17 protein-coding genes and 1 pseudogene are annotated in these 21,149 nt (G+C 72.9%); 8 read left to right on the forward strand and 10 right to left on the reverse strand.

Annotated features, from left to right (window positions below; translation table 11 throughout):
* Window positions 1-17: 17 nt before the first annotated feature.
* The 3 genes from ACZ66Z_RS16560 to ACZ66Z_RS16570 form a co-directional block, all read right to left on the reverse strand.
* Entirely contained in the window at window positions 18-815 is a 798-nt protein-coding gene (locus tag ACZ66Z_RS16560; protein ID WP_469934677.1) for an SDR family oxidoreductase, read from the reverse strand.
* A 183-nt stretch (window positions 816-998) separates the two neighbouring features.
* Window positions 999-3,578, reverse strand: coding sequence for an ATP-binding protein (locus ACZ66Z_RS16565; protein ID WP_469934678.1), 2,580 nt, complete (start codon window positions 3,576-3,578; stop codon window positions 999-1,001).
* Window positions 3,579-3,689: 111 nt separating this feature from the next.
* The gene (locus ACZ66Z_RS16570) at window positions 3,690-4,865 is read right to left on the reverse strand and encodes a low temperature requirement protein A (protein ID WP_469934679.1); all 1,176 of its coding nucleotides are present in this window, start codon (window positions 4,863-4,865) and stop codon (window positions 3,690-3,692) included.
* A 279-nt stretch (window positions 4,866-5,144) separates the two neighbouring features.
* Between ACZ66Z_RS16570 and ACZ66Z_RS16575 the strand changes: the two genes are divergently transcribed.
* The 6 genes and pseudogenes from ACZ66Z_RS16575 to ACZ66Z_RS16600 all read left to right on the forward strand — a co-directional run bounded on the left by ACZ66Z_RS16575 (window position 5,145) and on the right by ACZ66Z_RS16600 (window position 10,612).
* Complete coding sequence (locus ACZ66Z_RS16575) at window positions 5,145-6,296, forward strand: MFS transporter (RefSeq protein ID WP_469934680.1); 1,152 nt, start codon at window positions 5,145-5,147, stop codon at window positions 6,294-6,296.
* Window positions 6,293-8,609: pseudogene (locus tag ACZ66Z_RS16580) on the forward strand (molybdopterin oxidoreductase family protein). Before ACZ66Z_RS16575 ends, ACZ66Z_RS16580 begins: the two are co-directional and overlap by 4 nt.
* Before the next feature lie 7 nt (window positions 8,610-8,616).
* Window positions 8,617-9,216: a 4Fe-4S dicluster domain-containing protein gene (locus ACZ66Z_RS16585; protein ID WP_225800443.1), complete on the forward strand. Its 600-nt coding sequence runs from the start codon at window positions 8,617-8,619 to the stop codon at window positions 9,214-9,216.
* Window positions 9,213-9,866 carry a QcrA and Rieske domain-containing protein gene (locus ACZ66Z_RS16590; RefSeq protein WP_469934681.1) on the forward strand — a complete coding sequence of 218 codons (654 nt, stop codon included), beginning with the start codon at window positions 9,213-9,215 and terminating at the stop codon, window positions 9,864-9,866. The genes ACZ66Z_RS16585 and ACZ66Z_RS16590 overlap by 4 nt, the downstream gene beginning before the upstream one ends.
* On the forward strand, window positions 9,863-10,357 hold the full coding sequence (locus ACZ66Z_RS16595; protein WP_469934682.1) for a hypothetical protein: 495 nt from the start codon (window positions 9,863-9,865) through the stop codon (window positions 10,355-10,357). The genes ACZ66Z_RS16590 and ACZ66Z_RS16595 overlap by 4 nt, the downstream gene beginning before the upstream one ends.
* A gap of 42 nt (window positions 10,358-10,399) precedes the next feature.
* Complete coding sequence (locus ACZ66Z_RS16600) at window positions 10,400-10,612, forward strand: hypothetical protein (protein ID WP_469934683.1); 213 nt, start codon at window positions 10,400-10,402, stop codon at window positions 10,610-10,612.
* 19 nt (window positions 10,613-10,631) lie between these two features.
* Here the strand turns inward: ACZ66Z_RS16600 and mscL are convergent, their stop codons facing one another.
* The 6 genes from mscL to ACZ66Z_RS16630 all read right to left on the reverse strand — a co-directional run bounded on the left by mscL (window position 10,632) and on the right by ACZ66Z_RS16630 (window position 16,401).
* The gene (gene mscL, locus ACZ66Z_RS16605; RefSeq protein WP_469934839.1) at window positions 10,632-11,153 is read right to left on the reverse strand and encodes a large conductance mechanosensitive channel protein MscL; all 522 of its coding nucleotides are present in this window, start codon (window positions 11,151-11,153) and stop codon (window positions 10,632-10,634) included.
* A 150-nt stretch (window positions 11,154-11,303) separates the two neighbouring features.
* Entirely contained in the window at window positions 11,304-11,825 is a 522-nt protein-coding gene (locus ACZ66Z_RS16610; protein WP_469934684.1) for a hypothetical protein, read from the reverse strand.
* A gap of 151 nt (window positions 11,826-11,976) precedes the next feature.
* Window positions 11,977-12,822: an S-methyl-5'-thioadenosine phosphorylase gene (locus ACZ66Z_RS16615; RefSeq protein ID WP_469934685.1), complete on the reverse strand. Its 846-nt coding sequence runs from the start codon at window positions 12,820-12,822 to the stop codon at window positions 11,977-11,979.
* Between the two features lie 80 nt (window positions 12,823-12,902).
* Window positions 12,903-13,232 carry an FmdB family zinc ribbon protein gene (locus ACZ66Z_RS16620; RefSeq protein ID WP_469934686.1) on the reverse strand — a complete coding sequence of 110 codons (330 nt, stop codon included), beginning with the start codon at window positions 13,230-13,232 and terminating at the stop codon, window positions 12,903-12,905.
* 68 nt (window positions 13,233-13,300) lie between these two features.
* Complete coding sequence (locus ACZ66Z_RS16625; protein ID WP_469934687.1) at window positions 13,301-14,581, reverse strand: MFS transporter; 1,281 nt, start codon at window positions 14,579-14,581, stop codon at window positions 13,301-13,303.
* Between the two features lie 257 nt (window positions 14,582-14,838).
* Entirely contained in the window at window positions 14,839-16,401 is a 1,563-nt protein-coding gene (locus ACZ66Z_RS16630) for a potassium/proton antiporter (protein WP_469934840.1), read from the reverse strand.
* 214 nt (window positions 16,402-16,615) lie between these two features.
* Here ACZ66Z_RS16630 and ACZ66Z_RS16635 point away from each other — a divergent pair, with 214 nt between their 5' ends.
* Window positions 16,616-19,402 (forward strand): penicillin acylase family protein, encoded by a 2,787-nt coding sequence (locus ACZ66Z_RS16635; protein WP_469934688.1) that lies wholly within the window; start codon window positions 16,616-16,618, stop codon window positions 19,400-19,402.
* On the opposite strand, the gene ACZ66Z_RS16640 is transcribed toward ACZ66Z_RS16635, so the two are convergent.
* Window positions 19,403-19,996, reverse strand: coding sequence for a 5-formyltetrahydrofolate cyclo-ligase (locus tag ACZ66Z_RS16640; protein WP_469934689.1), 594 nt, complete (start codon window positions 19,994-19,996; stop codon window positions 19,403-19,405).
* A 104-nt stretch (window positions 19,997-20,100) separates the two neighbouring features.
* On the opposite strand from ACZ66Z_RS16640, the gene galU reads away from it, so the two are divergent.
* Entirely contained in the window at window positions 20,101-21,012 is a 912-nt protein-coding gene (galU, locus tag ACZ66Z_RS16645) for a UTP--glucose-1-phosphate uridylyltransferase GalU (protein WP_469934690.1), read from the forward strand.
* Window positions 21,013-21,149: the final 137 nt, after the last annotated feature.

A 21,149-nucleotide genomic window follows, 5' to 3' on the forward strand; every position in this document is an offset into this window, starting at 1 on the left:
CTACCACGGGGCTTGCCTCAGCGCTTCGGGCCGAGGTAGGTGCCGCCCGAGGCGTCGATCACGGTGCCGGTGACCCAGCGGCCGTCCTCCGAGGCCAGGAAGGCCACCGGGTCGGCGATGTCCTCCGGCTGCCCGACCCACGGCAGCGCCTGACCGCCGATCAGCATGCCCTCCAGCTGGGGCATGGCCGCCATGGCGGCGGTGAGCCCCGCGGTCTGCGTCGGGCCGGGGGCGACCGTGTTGACGGTGATCCGGCGCTCCCCGACCACGTTGGCGAGCGTGCGGGTGAAGGTCTCCATCGCCCCCTTCGTCATCGCGTACGCCAGCTCGTCGGCGAGGGCGATCCGGGTGACGGCCGAACCGATGTTGATGATCCGTCCGCCGTCGCGCAGCATCGGCAGCAGGCCCTGCACGAGGAAGTACGGCGCCCGGACGTTGACCGCGAAGACGCGGTCGAACTGCTCGGGCGTCTCGTCCGCGAGGTGGCCGCCCGAGGCGGTCGCGGCGGCGTTGTTGACCAGGACGTCGAGCGCGGCCTCCCCGGTGTGGGCGGTGAGCCCGGCCCGGACGCCCTCGACCAGGGCCGGCACCCCGTCGTGCGTGGCCAGGTCGGCGCCGACGGAGAAGGCCCGCCCGCCGTCCCGGACGATCAGGTCCACGGTCTCCTGCGCGGCGACGGCGTCCCGCCCGTAGTGCACGGCGACGAGCATCCCGTCCGCGGCGAGCCGCCGGGCGATCGCCCGCCCGATCCCCCGGGAGGAACCGGTGACGAGGGCGGTGCGGGTGGTGGCGGTCGTGGTGACGTGCTGCTTCACGGCGTTCTCCTCGGGTCTCCCCTGCGCCCCGGGGCGTCTCCCCGGGGCACGGGAAGAAGACTCGCGGGGAGCGCTGACGAACCGCTGACGACCACCTGACACCCGCTGACGACCGCCTGGCACCCGCCTGGCACCCGCTGACACCCGCCTGGCATCCGCTGACGGCCCCGTCGCCGCGGGCGGTCACGAAGGTGTCGGCGCTCGCTGCGGCAGGCCCGCCCGCCCGGCCGTGTCCGCCGCGCGGGCACGGTCGGCCGCCGCCGACGCGGTGTCCCCGGCGGCCTCGTGGACGGCGGCGCGGCGGTGGAGCAGGTCCACGACGTCCTCGGCCACCCCCAGCGACTCGAAGAGTTCCAGGGCCTCCGCGAGCAGGGGCAGCGGCTCGGCGGAGTGCGCGGCCAGTCCCTCCAGGGCGGTCGCCGTCCCCCACCGCTCCCCGAGCGCCCGGAAGCCGGCGAGGGCCTGTGCGAAGAGGGCCTCCGAGGACGCCAGGTGGCCGTGGCCGACCTGGCCGAGGGCGCGGGACCAGGGGTCGTCACCGAGGCGGAGGCCCTCCAGGGGGCCTATGGACGTCGACCAGAGGAAGGCCGTGTACGGCTGCCGGAGCTGAGCCGTGCGCGCGAGGAGGAAATCCCGGGCCCGGTCCACGTGTTCGCCCTCCCGGAGACCCGCCGCGAGGACGCACAGCGCGTACTCCTCGCCGAGCTCCGCCGTCGGCTCCACCCGGCCGAGGAGCTCCGCGACCGGCGCCGCCACCCGGCCCCGGAGCCCGCGCAGCCACCAGTACGGACTGAGCGCGGCCACCAGCCGCAGTCCGTCCTCGGGCGTGCCGCGCCGCAGCGCCGCCCGCAGGTTCGCGTCCTCCGCGTCCAGCCGGGCCAGCCACTCCAGCTGGGCGGGTCCGCGCAGTTCGGGGTCGGCCGCCTCGGCGAGTTCCCGGTAGTACGCGTGGTGGGCGGCGACCGCAGGGTCCCCCTCCGGGAGCCGCTCGGCGGCGTACGCGCGGATCGTCTCCAACATCCGGTACCGGCCGTCGTCCCGTACCTCCACCAGCGACTTGTCCACGAGCGAGGCCAGCGGGTCCGCGCCCGCCCCGCACACCCGGGCCACCGCCTCCGCCGTCGCGCCGCCCCGGAACACGGAGAGGCGCGCGGCCAGTGCCCGCTCGTCCGGTTCGAGCAGCGACCAGCTCCAGTCCACCACCGCCCGCAGCGTCCGGTGCCGCTCCGGCGCGGTGCGGTCGCCGCGCGACAGCAGTTCGAACCGCTCGTCGAGCCCGTCGGCCAGCTCCTCCACGGACAGGGTCCGCAGACGGGCGGCCGCGAGCTCGACGGCGAGCGGCAGCCCGTCGAGCCCCGCGCAGAGCTCCGTCACGCGCGCGTGGCCCGTGAATCCGGGCCGGACCGCCGCCGCCCGCCGCACGAACAGCTCCTCCGCCGCGTCCGGCGCGAGCGCACCGAGCGGCAGCAGGGCCTCCCCGGTGATGCCGAGCGCCTCCCGGCTCGTCGTCAGCACCCGCAGCCCCGGGCAGGCGGCGAGCAGCCGCCGTACGAGGAGCGCCGTCTCCGCGACGACGTGCTCGCAGTTGTCCACGATCAGCAGCACCGGCCGCCCGGCCAGGGCCGTTTCGAGCCGCGCCGCGCCCCGTACGCCGAGCGCCGCCGCGAACGCCTCCGCGACCTCGGCGGAAGCAGGGCCCGTGCGTCCCCCGCCCTCCGCGGAGCCCGGACGCCGGGCAGCCGTCCCGGCCCCGCCCTCCGCGGAGCCCGCGCGCCCGGCCCCGTCGGCCGTCGGCCCCGCGCCCCCGACCGCCCCCAGGTCCACGAACCCCACCTCCCCCGGCAGCCCCGCGCCCACCTCCAGTGCCAGCCGGGTCTTGCCCGCGCCGCCCGGGCCCACCAGGGTCACCAGGCGCGCGGCCGTCACCAGGGAGGTCAGTCGCCCCCGCTCCCGCTCTCGGCCCACGAAGTCCGTCAGCGGCGCGGGCAGGGGCGGGAAGGAACGCTCCTGCACCGCCGTCCCGCCCCGCAGCACCTCCAGGTGCACGGCGGACAGTTCCGGCGACGGATCGGCCCCCAGCTCCTCGGCGAGGGCCGCCCGCACCTCCTCGTACACGGCGAGCGCCTCCGCCTGCCGTCCCGCCGCACCGAGCGCCCGCATCTGCAACCCGCGCAGCCGCTCCCGCAGCGGCTGCTCCCGCACCGAGCGCTCCAACTCCCGTACGAGTACGGCCGGGTCCCCGCCGAGGGCCAGCTCGGCGGCCGCCCACTCCTCCACCGCGTCGAGCCGCAGTGCGTCGAGCCGGGCCACCTGGCCCGCCGCGAACGGCGCGTCCCGCACGTCGGCGAGCGCCGGTCCCCGCCAGAGCCCGAGCGCCTCCCGCAGCAGGCCGGCCGCACGGCCGGGGTCGCCCGCCGCGCCGGCCCGCGCCCCGTCCCGGGCGAGCGCCTCGAAGCGCAGGACGTCCACGTCCGTGGCGGGGGCGCCGACGGTCAGCCGATATCCGGCGGGCGAGAACTCGACCGTGACGCCCGGCGGGAGGATCCGGCGCAGCCGCGAGACCTGGGCCTGGAGCGCGCCCTGGGCGCCGGCCGGCGGCTCGTCCCCGTACAGCCCGTCCACGAGCCGCTCCACCGGTACGGTCCTGCCCGCGTCGAGGAGGAGCCGGGCGAGCAGGGCGCGGACCTTGGGACCGCCGGGGGCGGGCACCGGGGTGCCGGTGGCGTCGGCCGTCGCGAGCGGTCCGAGGAGGCGGAAGATCACGTGCGGATTGTGTCCCGGTGGGCGGCCGCTCTTCCAGCCTCCGGGGCCCGGCGGCAGCGGCTCCTCCGGCCCGCCGGCCCTCGGTCCTCGGTCCTCCGGTTTCGGGGTCCGTCAGGCCGTCCTCGCGCGCGTGCGGGGGTCGCGGGCGGTCAGGGTGACCCCGACGGCGACCGTGGCCGCCGCGACGATCCCGGCCGCGAGGACCGCCCAGCGGCCCGCGAACGAGCACATCAGGATCGCGAACGACGACACCGGCAGGACCAGTTGCTGCGCGATGCCGACCTTGAAGTAGCGGGCGTGCAGCAGCCACACCGAGAGCAGGAACACGGCCGACGGGATCGTCACGGCGGCGGAGGCGGCGAGGGTGGAGACGTGGGCCTTGCCCACGGCCTCCTCGACGGCGATCTCCAGCCCCGCCCCGACGGCGGCGGCCGACGCGAAGATCACGTAGTGGCCGTAGCCCCACAGGAAGCCCCGGCGGTTGGAGGCCAGCCGGTCGTGGGCGGGGACGACGAAGTAGATCCACCAGGCGGCGAAGACCAGCAGCAGGCCGCCGGCGGCGATGGGAAGCACCTCGCCGAGGGCGTCGTTCTCGATGATGCCGGTCTTCACGGCGATGGTCGCGGCGGCGACGGTCTCGCCGAGCACGATGATGGTGAACAGGCCGTACCGCTCGGCGATGTGGTGCGGATGCCAGGCGCTGGAGGCGTCCTTCTCCGCGTACACGGGCACGGCCATCTCGGCCACCACCATGACGAGGAAGACCCACGGGCGGGCCGGCTCGGGCGCGAGGACCAGCGCGAGCCAGCCGACCTGGACGGCGACGACCCCGCCCGCGTACCGGCGGCACATCGTCCGCTCGGCCGGGTCGGTGGCGTGGTGGGCGGCGCGCAGCCACTGCGAGGCGAGGGCGAGCCGCATCACGACGTAACCGATGTAGACGACGAGGAAGTCGTGCTCCGCGAAGGCGCGCGAGATGCCGGCGGCGAGGACGAGCACACCGGCGATCTGGACGAGGGTGACGATCCGGTAGAGGACGTCGTCGTTGTCGTAGGCCGAGGCGAACCAGGAGAAGTTCATCCAGGCCCACCAGATCGCGAAGAAGATCATCGCGTAGTCGAGGATGCCCTCGCCGGCGTGGCCCTCGGCGACCGCGTGCACGAGCTCGGCGCCGGCCTGGGCGACGGCCACGACGAAGCACAGGTCGAAGAAGAGCTCCAGGGGCGTGGCGGCCCGGTGCGACTCCTCGCGGGAACGGGCGGTGAGGGGCAGGAACGGTTGTGTCATGCGCCCCAGCACAGCACAGCAGGATCCGGCGGAGCGGACGGCGGGCCCCCGCGCGCGAAGGGTCCCGCCCCGCGAGCGAAGGGTCCCGCCCCATGAGCCGAGGGTCTCGCCCGCGCGCCGAGGGCCCCGCCTCGCGAGCCAAGCGTCTCCCGCCTCGCGAACCAGGGGTCCCGTCCCGGGTGAAGGCCAGGGGCCTTCCGCAGGTCGTGCGAGTCGGCTCGTCACTCCCGAGGCGCTCAAAACAGGACCAACCGGGTCATGCGCATTTACCGTGGCCGCGTGACCGAGCCACCGCAGACAGCCGGGTCGACCTCCGCGTCCGGCCCCGCCCCCGCCACCATCCCGGGCCCCGCACCCGGTGCCACGGCGGCCGGCGGCCCCGCGCTCCGGACCCCCGCCGCCGTGCACCGCCGTGCCGCGCTCTCCGGTGCCGCCGTCTCCGCCCTGCTGATCCTCGCGATCGTCCTCGGCAGCCGTCTGCTCCGCGACTTCGACTCGGCCCTCCTGCCCTACGCCGTGGCCACCGTCTTCCTCGCCTTCGGCGTCGCCTACCGCTACACGGTCTGGATCTCCGCACCCGGCGCCCGCCGCCTCTTCCGGCAGGGCCGGCGCTCCTTCTTCTCCGTAGCGAACTTCCGCAGGGCACCCACCGCCCTGCCGAAGATGATCGCCACCTACCTCGGCCTCCAGAAGTTCCTCGGCGCCCGCTCACACGCCCGCTGGGCCGCCCACCAGCTGGTCTTCTGGGGCTGCCTGCTGGCGGCGGCGATCACCTTCCCGCTCACCTGGGGCTGGTTCACCTTCACCTCCGCCACCGGCTCGGGCCCCGGCTACGAGATGCGGATCTGGGGCTTCGAGATCATCGGATTCGACGCCCTCGGCGTGCTCGGCCGGCTCATGTTCCACGGCCTCGACATCGCCGCCGTCCTCGTCATCGCCGGCGCCTCCTTTTTCCTCTGGCGCCGCATGAAGGACCGGGGCGCCACCACCGGCCAGCGCTTCGCCCACGACCTGGTGCCGCTGATCGCCCTCGTCGTCGTCTCGGTGACCGGACTGCTGCTGACCTTCTCGTCGATCTTCCTGCACGGCGGAGGCTACGAGTTCCTCGCCGTCCTCCACATGGTGTCCGTCGTCTTCACCCTGATCTACATCCCCTTCGGGAAGTTCTTCCACATCGTCCAGCGGCCCGCCGCCGTCGGCATGCAGCTCTTCAAGTACACCTCCCGCCGCGAGGGCGGGGCCGACGGCGAGGTCCTCGCCTGCCGCCGCTGCCACGAGCCCATCGACACCGCCCCGTACGTGGCGAACCTGCGGGGCACCATGCGCGACCTCGACCTCGGCTTCGACGAGTGGGCCGAGTACTGCCCCCGCTGCAAGCGGGTCCTGCGCGGCACCGCCTACCTCGACCACATGAAGAAGGGCTTCAAGTGACCGCGACCGACCCCGCGGCGACCCCCGGCCGGCCGGTGCCGCTCGACCCCTCCCTCGCCCCGCCCGGCGCCCGGCAGTTCCGCGACGCCGGAGGCATCCCCGCCGACCGCTGGCACGCCGACCAGAACGGCGAGACCCTCGTCCCCACCCACTGCTGCTTCTGCGGCGTCCAGTGCGGCATGTACCTCCGCGTCGACCACCACGGCAAGGTCTTCGGCGTCGAACCCCGCAACCACGACATCAACCGGATGCGACTCTGTCCCAAGGGCATCAACGCCTACCAGCAGGTCAACCACCCCGACCGGCTCACCGCGCCCCTCATGCGCCGGAGCCGCGACGAGGAGTTCCGCGAGGTCGGCTGGGAGGAGGCCCTCGACCACACCGTCGCCGAGATCCGCCGCATCCAGGGCGAGCACGGCAACGACTCCTTCGGGCTCCTCGGCGGCGCCAGCCTCTTCTCCGAGAAGACCTACCTCGTCGGGAAGTTCGCCCGCGTCGCCCTCAAGACCCGGCACGTCGACTACAACGGCCGCCTCTGCATGGTCTCCGCCGCCGGAGCCAACAAGCTCGCCTTCGGCATCGACCGCGCCGGCAACCCCTTCTCCGACATCCTCCTCACCGACTGCCTCCTCATCGCCGGCTCCAACGTCGGCGAATGCTTCCCCGTCATGACCCAGTACCTGTGGGGAGCCCGCGACCGGGGCGCCACCCTCATCGTCGTCGACCCCCGCGAGACGGCGATCGCGCGCACCGCCGACGTCCACGTCGCCCTCAGGCCCGGCACCGACTCGGCCTTCTTCAACGCCGTCCTGCACGTCGTCGTCGCCGAGGGCCTCACCGACGAGGCCCACCTCGCGGCCCGCACCACCGGCTGGGACGCGGTCAAGCAGACCGCCGCCGACCACCCGCCCGCCCGCGCGGCCGAGATCTGCGGCGTCCCCGAGGAACAGATCGTGCAGGTCGCCCGCATGTTCGCCGGCGCCGACAAGGCCATGGCCTGGCACGCCCGCGGCGTCGAGCACCACTCCCAGGGCGTCGAGAACTGCCTCAGCATCATCAACCTGTGCGTCGCCACCGGGAACATCGGCAGGCCCGGCGCCGGCTACGGCACCATCACCGGCCAGGGCAACGGCCAGGGCGGCCGCGAACACGGCCAGAAGTCCGACCTCCTCCCCGGCGGCCGCTCCATCACCGACCCCGAGCACCGCCGCCAGATCTGCGAGATCTGGGGCATCGACGAGGCCGAACTCCCGGCCGCCGGCACCTCCATGATGGAGATGGTCTGGCAGATGCAGCGGAAGGAGATCCGCGGCCTCGTCGGCATCTGCAACAACCCCTTCGTCTCCCTCCCGAACCACGCCACCGTCAAGGACGGCTACGACGCCCTCGAGTTCCACGCCCAGTTCGACTTCTTCCTCTCCGAGACCGCCGCCAACGCCCACGTGGTCTTCCCCGTCACCGTGTGGGCCGAGGACGAGGGCGTCATGGCCAACGCCGAGGCGAGGGTCGTCAAGCACAACAAGGCCCAGGAACCACCGGTCGGCGTCCGCACCGACACCTGGGTCATCTGCGAGCTGGCCAGACGGCTCGGCGCCGGCGACAAGTTCGCCTTCCCCGACTCCCGCTCCGTCTTCGAGGAGCTCCGCACCGCCTCCGCCGGAACCGTCAACGACTACTACGGCATCACGTACGAGCGCCTGGAGGAGACCGGGGGCATCGCCTGGCCCTGCCCGACCACCGAGCACCCCGCGCCTCTTCGAGGACGGTCGCACCTACCACCCCGACGGCAAGGTCCACCTGCAGGCCGTGGCATGGCACCCGCCCATGGACCCGTACAGCGAGGAGTACCCCCTCTCGCTCACCACCGGCCGCACCGTCGCCCACTTCCTCTCCGGCAACCAGACCCGCCGACTCGGCGCCCTCGTCGAACAGACCCCCCGCCCCTGGGTCGAGGTCCACCCCTCGCACGGCTTCCGCAACGGCGACCCCGTCCGCGTCGTCACCCGCCGCGGCAGCGAGGTCTTCCCCGCGCTCGTCACCGAGGCCATCCGCCCCGACACCGTCTTCGTGCCGTACCACTGGCCCGTCCCCACGGCGGCGAACGCCCTCACCATCGACGCCCTCGACCCGCGCTCCAAGATCCCGGAGTACAAGGTGTGCGCCGCCCGCATCGAGGCCGCCGACCGCGTCGACGAGGTCCCCGCCCCGCCCACCGCCCCCGGCCGGCAGGCCTACCCGGAGACCCAGGTCTCCCGCACCGACCCGCTGCCCCCCACCTCCCCCCAGGGCCGCGGCACCGCGGAGAGGAGCTGACCCGCACATGATGGGCCGCACGATCTTCATCGACCCGGGCCGCTGCATCGGCTGCCAGGCCTGCGTCTCCGCCTGCCGCGAATGCGACTCGCACCGCGGCAAGTCGATGATCCACCTCGACTACCCCGACGAGGGCCGCTCCGTCGCCTCCCTCCCCACCGTCTGCATGCACTGCGAGGACCCGGTCGCCCCCTGCGCCGAGGTGTGCCCCGCCGACGCGATCCTCGTCACCGCCGACGGAGTCGTGCAGCAGGCCGACACCACCCGCTGCATCGGCTGCGCCAACTGCGTCAACGCCTGCCCGTTCGGCGTCCCCAAGATCGACCTCCAGGCGAAGCTCCAGATGAAGTGCAACCTCTGCTACGACCGCACCGCCTACGGCCTCGCCCCCATGTGCGCCACCGTCTGCCCCACCGGCGCCCTCTTCTACGGAACGCTCGACGAACTCCGCGCCGAACGCCCCGGCGTCCAGGTCGCCGACTCCTTCGCCTTCGGCACCACCACCGTCTCCACCGGGGTGGCGATGGTCGTCCCCGCCGACAAGGTCCAGTGGCCGGTGCCCGGCGGCCTCCCCGTCGTCGAGATCAACGGGAGGGACGTCCGTTGAGCGTCACCGACCCCGAGCCGTCCGCGCCGGGCGTCCGCGCCGACGCGGCCCGGGACGCGCTCCACGACCGGATCGCCGCCGACTCCCTCACCACCCGCCGCGACTACCTGCGCATCGTCGCCACCGTCTCCGGCGGCCTCGCCGTCGGCGGCATCGGCGTCGCCTCCGGCATCCTGCACCGGCACGGCGACAGCGAGGGCCTCCCCCCGCTCAAGAAGGTCGCCGACCGGATCGAACCGGGTGAGTCCCTCGCCTTCCGCTACCCCGGCGACGAGGACCGGGCGATCGCCGTCCGCATGGAGGACGGCACCCTCACCGGCTACTCCGCCGTCTGCACCCACCTCGCCTGCGCCGTGCTCTGGCGCAAGGAACGGGGGAGCGAGGGCGAGCTGTACTGCCCCTGCCACGAAGGGGCCTTCGACGCCCGTACGGGAGAGGTCACCGCGGGACCGCCCCCTCGGGGCCTGCCGAAGGTGATCCTCGTCGAGCAGCCCGACGGCTCCGTCTGGGCCGTCGGCACCGCCCGCTCCGGCGAGTCCCTCCAGGAGGGCTACTGCCGCGAGCGCGGCGCGGGCGGTCCCCTCTGCGCCCGGCTGGAGGACGGGGCCCTGCAGGCGCCCGGCCGGCCCGAGGGGAGTGAGCGGACGTGAGCGAGAGCGCGTTCCCCCGGGACCCCGAGGCCCCGGACTCCGAAGCCCCGACTCCCGAGGCCCCGGACCCCGAAGCCCCGACTCCCGAACACCGAAGCCCCGAAGCCCCGGACCCCAAGTCCCCGGCTCCGGCGGCGTCCCCGCGCCCGCCCGCGTACGCCCCCGGCAGCGCGCGGCCGGGCCTGAACCGGCCCGTGCACGAGCGCTATCCCCAGATCCGGCCCACCAGCGGTTACGGCGATCCCCGGATCCGGCACACCGGCCCGGGCCCCGGGGCGGGGGCGGAACAGGAGCCGGAACGCTCCTCGAAGCTCTCGGCCCGCCTCGCGCTGGCGCTCACGGTCGTCATCGGCCAGTTGTGGGGCCTGACGATCGTGGTGGACGAGTGGATGGCGGGCGACACCGGCACCGCCTGGTGGGGAGCGGGCTTCCTCGTCCTGTCGTTCCTGGTGGTGCTCGGCCTGTGGCTGGTCGACCCGAAGGACCGCTGATCGGAGGGGAACGGAGCGGACGAGCGGGCGTACCCTGAAGAGATGAGCACCGCCCCCGCCCACGGACCGCGAGACGCGAAGCGGACCGGCACCGATCCCGAGAACACTCCGAAGCCGGTACTCGTCTTCGACGATCCGCTGGACCGGCAATCCGCGGACGACACGGACCGTGGGTGGGGCGAGCGGCCTCCGGCCGGCGGCGGCGCCGCCGACCTCGCGCGCTTCCTCGACGAGAAGCCGCCGCACCACCTCTGAACCCGGCGCGCCGCGCCGGTCAGGAGGTGGAGTGCGTCCCCGTGCCGCCACCGCCGGCGACCGCGGAGCCCGGGGTCGTGTTGTTCACGTGCGGGCCGCGCTGGGCGACCAGGTGGTCGCGGATCTCCTTGAGCACCTCCAGCTCGCTGACCTCCAGGGTCTCCTTGACGCCTTCCTTCGCCTTCTCGTGCGCGGCCCGCTTGGCGAGGATCTTTGCCATCGGCAGGACCATGAGGAAGTAGACGACGGCCGCGGTGATCAGGAAGCTCAGCACGGCGCTGAGGACCAGGCCCCACTGGATCTGGATGCCCTGCATCTCGCCGTCGACCACCCTGCAGGGGTTCTTGAGGCAGGACGAGTAGCCTTCCAGGTCCTTCGTGCCGAAGGCGCCCACGAGCGGGTTGATGATGCCCTTGACCACCGAGTTCACGATGTTCGTGAAGGCGGCACCGATGACGACCGCCACCGCCAGGTCGATCACGTTGCCACGCATCAGGAAGGCCTTGAAGCCTCCCAGCAGACTTTCCTTCTTCTCGGCCACCGGGGTGCCTTTCGTCACGAGTGATGTCGTATGCGATGTCGCATGTGGTGCCGCGTGTACCGCTGCGTGCGGAGCCATTAGGCCGTGAGCGGCGCGAGGGCGTCCAATCCGTACACACGGGACGGTGACTTGACAGGGAGTCCGTGCGAATCAGCACATCGTCACCGCCAGTTGGGACGTGACACCGGCACCCGCAAGATCCGCCGCCGTCGACCGCGGCACGGACAGGACGACGAGCGCCCCTCCGTCCGGTCGAGTCTCGTCCGGTCGTGGGACTTCGGCCACCCGGGCGCCCGTGGCGACCACCCGGGCCTCCCCGTCCGCGCCCGGCGTCGGGTGGGGCGCGGCGATCACGTCGACCCGGTCGCCGGGGCGCAGCAGCCGTACGGTCGCGGCGTCGGCGATCCGTACCGGCGCGGACACCAGGGGCACGGCGGCGGGCGGCCGCGCGCGGGCGGTGGACGCCGCCCGCGGAGGCTCCTCGCGCGAAGGCCCCGGCCCCGTGCTCGCGACGGCCAGCGCGCCCGCCGTCAGGGCCAGCAGCAACGCCGGTGCGCGCCGTCCGCGCCGGAGCGACCGCCGCAGCCGGTGCCGGGCGCCCCGGACCCGCAGCGGCTCGAAGGCCGGGACGGCGCAGGGCGCGGGGACGGAGGAGGAGAGGGTCGTCGTCATGCGGGACACCGCCTGTCCGGTGGGGAGATGGGGACGAGGAACGCCCTCACTCTCCCGACTCCGGCCTCGCCCCGCTCCGGCCTGGGGATCACCCCGGGCCTGTGGACAACCTTCCCACCCCCAGGGGTGGTTCGGGCGGCCCGCCGGTGGTCTACGGCAGCTCGATCCCCAAGTCCCAGCCCTCGTGCGCCCGCAGGCACAGGCAGTCCCGGTCCACCGTCGCCGGCAGTGCCCCGATCGCGTCGAAGAGCACCTCCCGCAGCCGCCCCACGTTCTCGCCGAAGACCCGCAGCACCTCGGTGTGGGAGACGCCGTCGCCGGTCTCGGCACCCGCGTCCAGGTCGGTGACGAGCGCGAGCGAGGTGTAGCAGAGGCCCAGCTCCCGGGCGAGGACGGCCTCGGGGTGCCCGGTCATGCCGACGACGGACCAGCCGGCGGCGGCGTGCCACCGCGATTCGGCGCGGGTGGAGAAGCGGGGCCCCTCGACGACGACCATCGTGCCGCCGTCGACGGGTTCCCAGCCCCGCCCCCGGGCGGCCTTGACCGCGACCCGCCGCCCGTCCGGGCAGTAGGGGTCGGCGAAGGTCACATGGACGACGTTCGGCACGGCCCCGTCGGCCCGCCGCTCCCCGTCGAAGTAGGTCTGCGCCCGGCTCTTCGTACGGTCGACGAGCTGGTCGGGCACGACGAGCGTGCCGGGCCCGTACTCCTCGCGCAGTCCGCCGACGGCGCAGGGCCCGAGGACCTGGCGCACGCCCACGGAGCGCAGCGCCCAGAGGTTGGCGCGGTAGTCGATCCGGTGCGGCGGGACGGTGTGGCCGCGGCCGTGCCGGGGGAGGAAGGCGACCTGCCGGCCGGCGAGCTCGCCGATGAACAGGGAGTCGCTGGGGCGTCCGTACGGGGTGTCGACGGGCACCTCCGTGACCTCCTCCAGGAAGGAGTAGAAGCCGGAACCGCCGATCACGCCGATGTCCGCGTACACGTCATGGTTGGCCATGGCGGTCACCCTACGCAGGGCGTGCGGAAACGCCGAGGGCCCCGTCGCACACGGCGACGGGGCCCTCGGGAAAGAGCGGGTCAGGCGGCCGAGCTCCCGGTGCTCGACGAGGACGCCGAGGAGGAGGAAGCGGTCGACGCGGCCGGCTTTGAAGGCGAGGACGACGAAGACGACGCCGGCGCGGACGAGGGGGTCGAGGACTTCGACGAGGCCGGCGAGCTGCTGGACGACGAGCCGCGGCTGTCGTTCCGGTAGAAGCCGGAGCCCTTGAAGACGATGCCGACGGCCGAGAACACCTTCTTCAGGCGTCCCTGGCAGCTCGGGCACACGGTCAGGGCGTCATCGGTGAACTTCTGCACCGCCTCGAGGCCTTCGCCGCACTCGGTGCACTGGTACTGGTAGGTCGGCACGTGACTTCCTCCTGGCACTCACACTCATCGAGTGCTAACGACGATCCATACTGACGCATTCCGTGGGATCAGTCCACCGTCACCGGCACGCGGTGACCGATACCACGTGCCGCGACCCGGCTCGCCTCGCGGGGCCGCAGCCGCGAGCGCAGGGCGAGCAGCGTGACCAGGGCGAGGGCCGTGCCCGCCATCGGCACCAGGAACCCGGTGCTCGCGCCGTGTGCGTCGGCGAGGCGGCCGGCGACCGTGACGGCCGCGGCCTGGCCGAGCGCGACGGCGCCGGTGAGCCAGGTGAAGGCCTCGGTGCGGGCCGAGGCCGGGATCAGGGTCTCGACGATGGTGTAGCCGGTGATCAGGGCGGGGGCGATGCACAGGCCGACGACCAGGCCCAGCGCGCCGAGGAGCAGCACCGAGTGCGCGGTCCACAGCAGCGAGGCGGCGACGGTGAGGCCCGCGTAGCCCAGGATCAGGCGGCGGCGGGGGCCGGTCTTCCAGGCGACGGCGCCCATGGCGATGCCCGCGAGCATGTTGCCGGCGGCGAAGACGCCGTACAGCAGGCCGTTGGCGCCGGGGTTGCCGATCTCCTCGGTGAAGGCGGTGAGGGAGACCTGCATGCCGCCGAAGACGGAGCCGATGCCGAGGAAGGCGACGACGAGGACGCGGACGCCGGGGACGGACAGGGCGGAGCGGTGGGGCTCGCCGCCGGGCCGGCCGGCCGCGGCGGACAGGCCGTGGGCGGGCTGGGTGGCGCGCTGCGCGGCGAAGAACAGTCCGCCGACGAGGGTGAGGGCGGCCTCGGCGATCAGACCGGCGGCCGGGTGGACGCCGGTGCACAGGGCGGTGGCGAGGACGGGGCCGACGACGAAGGTGAACTCGTCCGTGACGGACTCGAAGGCGGCGGCCGTCGGCATCAGCGGGGTGCCGTCCAGCTTGGCGGCCCAGCGGGCCCGGACCATCGGCCCGACCTGGGGCACGGAGGCGCCGGCGGGGACGGCGGCCAGGAACAGCGCCCACAGCGGGGCGCCGGCCAGGGCGAGGGCGACGAGCAGGGAGACGGCGGCGGCGTGGACGAGGACGCCGGGGACCAGGACGGCGCGCTGGCCGAAGCGGTCGGCGAGCTTGCCGCTCTGGGGGGCGAAGAGCGCCATGGAGACGCCGGTGGCGGCGGCGACCGCGCCGGCGCTGCCGAAGGAGCCGGTGGTGTGCTGGACGAGCAGGACGATGCCGATGGTCAGCATCGCGAAGGGCTGCCGCGCGGCGAAGCCGGGGAGCAGGAAGGACAGTGCGCCGGGGGTGCGCAGGAGCTGCCCGTAGCCGGGCCGCTTGTCCGAGATGACCGTGGACGCCACGGTCCTTGCCTTTCCGCCGCCTGGTAGCGCGCCCCGGCACGGTGGTGCGGGTGTCGCCGAGAGCTGTCCTCATGCGCGTTACTGCGGTAGATACCGGGCCGGCCCCACGGTGGAGGGGCGCCACGGCCGCCATACGGTCGCGCCAGCTCTGCGTCAGGCAGAGTTGGTTCGATCAGGTGTGCCTTCATGGTACAGGGAAGAGCGTCTTCCCGCCTGGGAAAACGCCCCCGCACCCGAAATAATGCCTGGGATTAACCCTAGGTTTCCTTGCGGCGGTCGCTGCCCGGCAGGTGGAAGCGCGCCGTGGCCGCGGGCGCCGAGGCGGCCGTCGCGCCGCCGGTGCCGAGCCAGCCGGCGAGCTTGCCGCCCTGGCCGACGGCCCGCAGCCGCCGCTCGGTGGCGTCCCGCACCGGGTCGGTGGCGACGACGAGCAGTTCGTCGCCGTGCCGCAGGACGGTCGCGGGCCCCGGTACGAAGCTGGCGTCCTCCCGTACGACGAGGGTGACCGCGGCTCCGGGCGGGAGGCGCAGCTCGGCGACCTCGACGCCGTGCATCCGGGAACCCTCCGGGATGGCGACGGAGAGCAGGTGCCCGCGCAGCCGTTCCAGCGGGGCGGACTCGACGCCGAGGTCGGCGGCCTCGGAGGGGTCGCCCAGCTTGAGGGCCTTCGCCAGCCAGGGCAGCGTCGGGCCCTGGACGAGGGTGTAGACGACGACGAGGACGAAGACGATGTTGAAGATCCGCTCGCTGCCCTCGATCTTCGACACCATCGGGATGGTGGCGAGGATGATGGGGACGGCGCCGCGCAGGCCGGCCCAGGACATCAGGGCCTGCTCCTGCCAGGGGATCCGGAAGGGCAGCAGGCTGACCAGGACCTCCATGGGCCGCGCGACCACCGTCAGGACGAGGCCGATGACGACGGCGGGCCAGAAGTCGCGGACGAGTTCGTGCGGGGTGACGAGCAGGCCGAGCAGGACGAACATGCCGATCTGCGCGATCCAGCCGAGCCCCTCGGCGAAGCCGCGGTTCGCGGGCGCGTGGGGCAGCTTGGCGTTGCCGAGGATCATCGAGGCCAGGTAGACGGCGAGGAAGCCGGAGCCGTGGGCCATGGCGCCGGCGGCGTAGGCGACGACGGCGATGGCCATGACGGCGATCGGGTACAGGCCGGAGGCGGGCAGGGCCACGTGCCGCAGCCCGTAGGAGCCGACGAAGCCGACGGCGAGGCCGACGGCGACGCCGATGGCGAGTTCGAGGGCTATCTCGCCGACGAGGAGGTACCAGTGCTCGACGGGTCCGGCGGTGGAGAAGGCGACGACGAGGATGACGACGGGGGCGTCGTTGAAGCCGGACTCGGCCTCCAGGACACCGGTGACCCGTGAGGGGAGGGGCACCTTGCGCAGGACGGAGAAGACCGCGGCGGCGTCGGTGGAGGAGACGACGGCGCCGATGATCAGGGCCTGCCGCCAGTCGAGGCCGACGAGGTAGTGGGCGCCGGCGGCGGTGACGCCGACGCTGACGGCGACGCCGACGGTGGAGAGGACGACCGCGGCGGGCAGCGCCGGCTTGATCTCCTTCCACTTCGTGCCGAGACCGCCCTCGGCGAGGATCACGACGAGGGCGGCGTAGCCGATGACCTGCGTCAGTTCCGCGTTGTCGAAGGCGACGTTGCCGATGCCGTCCTGGCCGATGGCGACGCCGATGCCCAGGTAGAGCAGCAGGCTGGGGAGCCCGCTCCGGGAGGAGATCCGCACGGCCGCGACGGCCACGAGCAGGACGAGGGAGCAGACGAGCAGGAGTTCGTTGAGCTGGTGGACAGTCAGTGGCCGTTCCTTCCCCTCACGTGCGGCTGGATCGTTCCTCCAGCGGCCGGTACTTCGTTACCTTACCTAATCTTTAACGCTTTCTTGACGCCTCCTTTGCCTCTCCTCGCTCACCAGTACGGTCCTCTTCCTGACACCGCGTCCGGGCCGCTCGGACGCTGCGCCTAAGGTTGCTCCCGTACTCCAGGACCACCCTGCCCCTCGAAGGACAGCGATGCCCTCCAACACGACCGCGCCCCCCGACAAGAAGACCGCCAAGAAGAAAGGGCGGCGCGCCCGCCTGCTCCTCCTCGCCCTGGTCCTCGCACTGGTCGTGGGCATCGGCTTCGGCGGGTACTGGGGGGTCAGCACCGTCCGGGCCTCGTTCCCGCAGACGACCGGCGAGATCCGCCTCGACAACCTCTCCGCCGACGTCGAGGTGAAGCGGGACGCGAACGGCGTCCCGCAGGTCTACGCCGACAACGAGACGGACCTCTTCCGCGCCCAGGGCTACGTCCAGGCGCAGGACCGGTTCTACGAGATGGACGTCCGCCGGCACGTGACCGCGGGCCGGCTCTCCGAGATGTTCGGCGAGAGCCAGGTCGACACCGACGCCTTCCTGCGCACCCTCGGCTGGCGCCGCGTCGCGCAGGAGGAGTACGACAAGGTCCTGTCCCCGGAGACGAAGAAGTACCTCCAGGCGTACGCGGACGGCGTCAACGCCTACCTGAAGGACCGCGCCCCGAAGGACGTCTCCGTCGAGTACGCGGCGCTCGCCCTCACCGGCGACTACGCGATCGAGCCGTGGACCCCGGTCGACTCGGTGGCCTGGCTCAAGGCCATGGCCTGGGACCTGCGCGGCAACATGCAGGACGAGATCGACCGCTCGCTGATGACGAGCCGGCTGAGCGCGAAGCAGATCAAGCAGCTGTACCCGGAGTACCCGTACGCGCTCCACCAGCCGATCGTCGACAAGGGCGCGGTCGGCGACGACGGAAAGTTCGACCCGAAGGCCGACGCGACCGAGGGCGACGGGACCGAGGGCGACGGGACGACCACCGGCGACACCCCGGGCGCGGGCACCGGCGGTACCGGTTCCTCCGGTTCCTCCGGTTCCTCCGGTGGTGTCTCCTCCCAGCTCGGCGCGCTCTCCGAGGTGCTCGACACCGTCCCCGCCCTGCTCGGCCCCAACGGCAACGGCATCGGCTCGAACTCCTGGGTCGTCTCCGGGCGGCTCACCACCTCCGGCAAGCCGCTGCTCGCCAACGACCCGCACCTCGCGCCCCAGCTGCCGTCCCTCTGGTACCAGATGGGCCTGCACTGCCGCTCTGTCTCGGCGACCTGCCGCTACGACGTCGCCGGCTACACCTTCTCCGGCATGCCCGGCGTGATCATCGGCCACAACGACAAGATCGCCTGGGGCCTCACCAACCTCGGCGCCGACGTGACCGACCTCTACCTGGAGAAGATCGGCCCCGACGGCTACCTCGTCGACGGCAAGGTCAAGCCGTTCACCAGCCGCGAGGAGACCATCAAGGTCGCCGGCGGCGCCGACCGCACGATCACCGTCCGGTCCACCGGCCACGGCCCGCTCGTCTCCGACCGCTCCTCCGAGCTGGAGACGGTCGGCCAGAAGGCCCCCGTCGGCAACGCCGCCCCCGACCGCGGCACCGGCTACGGCGTCTCCCTCCAGTGGACCGCCCTCCAGCCGGGCCGGTCGATGGACGCGATCTTCGCGATCGACCGCGCCAAGGACTTCACCGCCTTCCGGGCCGCCGCGAAGAACTTCGAGGTCCCGTCCCAGAACCTGATCTACGCCGACACCGACGGCCACATCGGCTACCAGTCGCCCGGCAGGATCCCGCAGCGCTCCAAGGGCGACGGCACCCTGCCCGCGCCCGGCTGGGACTCCTCGTACAAGTGGAAGGGCTACATCCCCTTCGAGAAGCTGCCCTACGAGTACGACCCGGCGCGCGGCTACATCGTCACCGCCAACCAGGCCGTGATCGACGAGAAGGCCTACCCCGACCTGCTCACCGAGGACTGGGGCTACGGCTCGCGCAGCCAGCGGATCAACGACCTCATCGAGTCGAAGACCAAGGACGGCGGCAAGATCTCGTCGGACGACATGCGGACCATGCAGACGGACAATCGCAGCGAGATCGCCACCCTGCTCAACCCGCTGCTGCTGAAGATCGACATCTCCGACCCGTACGTCCGCGAGGCGCAGAAGCTCCTGGAGGGCTGGGACTACACGCAGGAGCCCGACTCGGCCGCCGCCGCCTACTTCAACGCGGTCTGGCGCAACGTCCTCAAGCTCGCCTTCGGCAACAAGCTGCCCAAGGAGCTGCGCGCCGAGGGCGACTGCATCAGCGTCCGCCCGGCCGAGGCCACCGGCCCGGTCGACGAGCAGAACAAGCTGGTCCGCGAGTGCGGCGAGCGCGACCCCGACTCCGCGCAGCCGGACGGCGGCGACCGCTGGTACGAGGTGGTCCGCCCGCTCCTCAAGCAGGAGAAGAACGAGTGGTGGACCACCCCCGGCAACCGGCTCGACCCCGCCACCGAGACGCGTGACCAGCTGCTCGCCCGCGCCATGAAGGACGCCCGCTGGGAGCTGACCGCCAAGCTCGGCAAGGACGTCTCCACCTGGAGCTGGGGCCGGCTGCACCAGCTGACCCTGAAGAACCAGACCCTCGGCACCGCCGGACCCGGCGCCGTGCAGCAGCTCCTCAACCGCGGCCCGTGGAACCTGGGCGGCGGCGAGGCGGCCGTCGACGCCACCGGCTGGAACGCGGCCGGCGGCTACGAGGTCATCTGGGTGCCGTCGATGCGGATGGTCGTGAACGTCGGCGACTGGGACAAGTCCCGGTGGGTCAACCTGACCGGCGCCTCCGGCCACGCCTTCCACTCGAACTACACGGACCAGACGGACGCCTGGGCGAGGGGCGAGCTGTACGACTGGGCCTACGGCAAGGCGGCGGTCGACGCGACGGCGAAGGACACGCTCACGCTGAAGCCCTGATCAGGGGCCGAAGCGGGTGACCCCCTCCGGGGTCACCACCGCGTGCACGGGGTGGTCGTGCGGTTCCTCCGGGACCCGGGCGACCACCTCGTCCGCGTAGAGGAGCACCACCAGGGCCGGATCCACGCCCGCGCGTGCGAGCCGGGCGAGGACCCGGTCGTACGAGCCGCCGCCCCGCCCGAGCCGCATCCCGCGCCCGTCGGCGGCGAGACCGGGCAGCAGTACGGCGTCGGCGGCGCACACCGCCTCGGGGCCGAGCCGGGGCCCGGTCGGTTCGAGCAGGCCGCGGCCGGCCTTCGCCAGCGCCTCCCGTCCCTCGTACGCCGCCCAGTCCAGGTCGTTGTCGGGCAGCAGGACGGGGAGCAGGACCCGCACCCCGCGCGCGTGGAGGGCGTCGAGCAGCGCGCGCGTGCCCGGTTCGCGGCCGACCGACACGTAGGCGGCGACGGTGTCCGCCCCGGCGAGTTCGGCCAGTTCCATTCCGTTCCGGGCGAGGGCCTCGGCCGTCTCCACGAGGAATTCGGGGGCCAGTGCGGCACGGGCGGCCAGAAGTCGGCTGCGCATCACGGTCTTTTCCGACATCTCCGGTGTCATGGCGACTCTCTGTGCGTACGTGAAATTCTCGTAACTGCCTTTATGCCAAGAAAGTTAACCGAAGTCACATCTTCTTCTCATTACGAACGACTAAGGTTCTCCGCATGAATCAGTCGCTCCCCAGGCTCGGCCGGATCAGCAAGGCTGTCATCCCCGCCGCCGGTCTCGGCACCCGCTTCCTCCCGGCGACCAAGGCGACGCCGAAGGAGATGCTGCCGGTCGTCGACAAGCCGGCCATCCAGTACGTCGTCGAGGAGGCCGTCGCGGCCGGACTCTCGGACGTCCTGATGATCACCGGCCGGAACAAGCGTCCCCTGGAGGACCACTTCGACCGGAACTACGAGCTGGAGGAGGCCCTGATCCGGAAGGGCGACGACGAACGCCTCTCCAAGGTCCAGGAGTCCAGCGACCTGGCCACCATGCACTACGTCCGCCAGGGCGCCCCGCGCGGCCTCGGCCACGCCGTGCTCTGCGCCGCCCCGCACGTCGGCGACCAGCCCTTCGCGGTGCTCCTCGGCGACGACCTGATCGACCCGCGCGACCCGCTGCTCGCGCGGATGGTGGAGGTCCAGGAGCGGGAGGGCGGCAGCGTCATCGCCCTGATGGAGGTCGAGCCCTCGCAGATCCACCTCTACGGCTGCGCGGCGGTCGAGGCGACCGCCGACCCGGACGTCGTGAAGGTGACGGACCTGGTCGAGAAGCCGGGCCCGGGCGAGGCGCCCAGCAATTACGCGATCATCGGCCGTTACGTACTGGATCCGGCCGTCTTCGACACGCTGCGGGAGACCGAGCCGGGCCGCGGCGGCGAGATCCAGCTGACCGACGCGCTGCAGAAGCTCTCCTCCGACGAGAAGATCGGCGGCCCGGTGCACGGCGTCGTGTTCAAGGGGCGCCGCTATGACACCGGCGACCGCGGGGACTACCTGCGTGCCATTGTCAGACTCGCGTGCGAACGTGAAGATCTGGGACCGGACTTCCGGGCCTGGCTCCGGAGATACGTCAGCGAGGAGATGTAGCACCTTGAGCAGCAGCGCGGCACCGTCGCCGTCCCACGACGGGCACGACGGGCATGGGCACGGGCACGACCACGGGCACGACCACGGGCACGACCACGGGCACGACGCCGCGGACCCCTGCGCGGGCCCGGCCCGCG

The organism is Streptomyces sp. NPDC107498 (genome assembly GCF_055582805.1).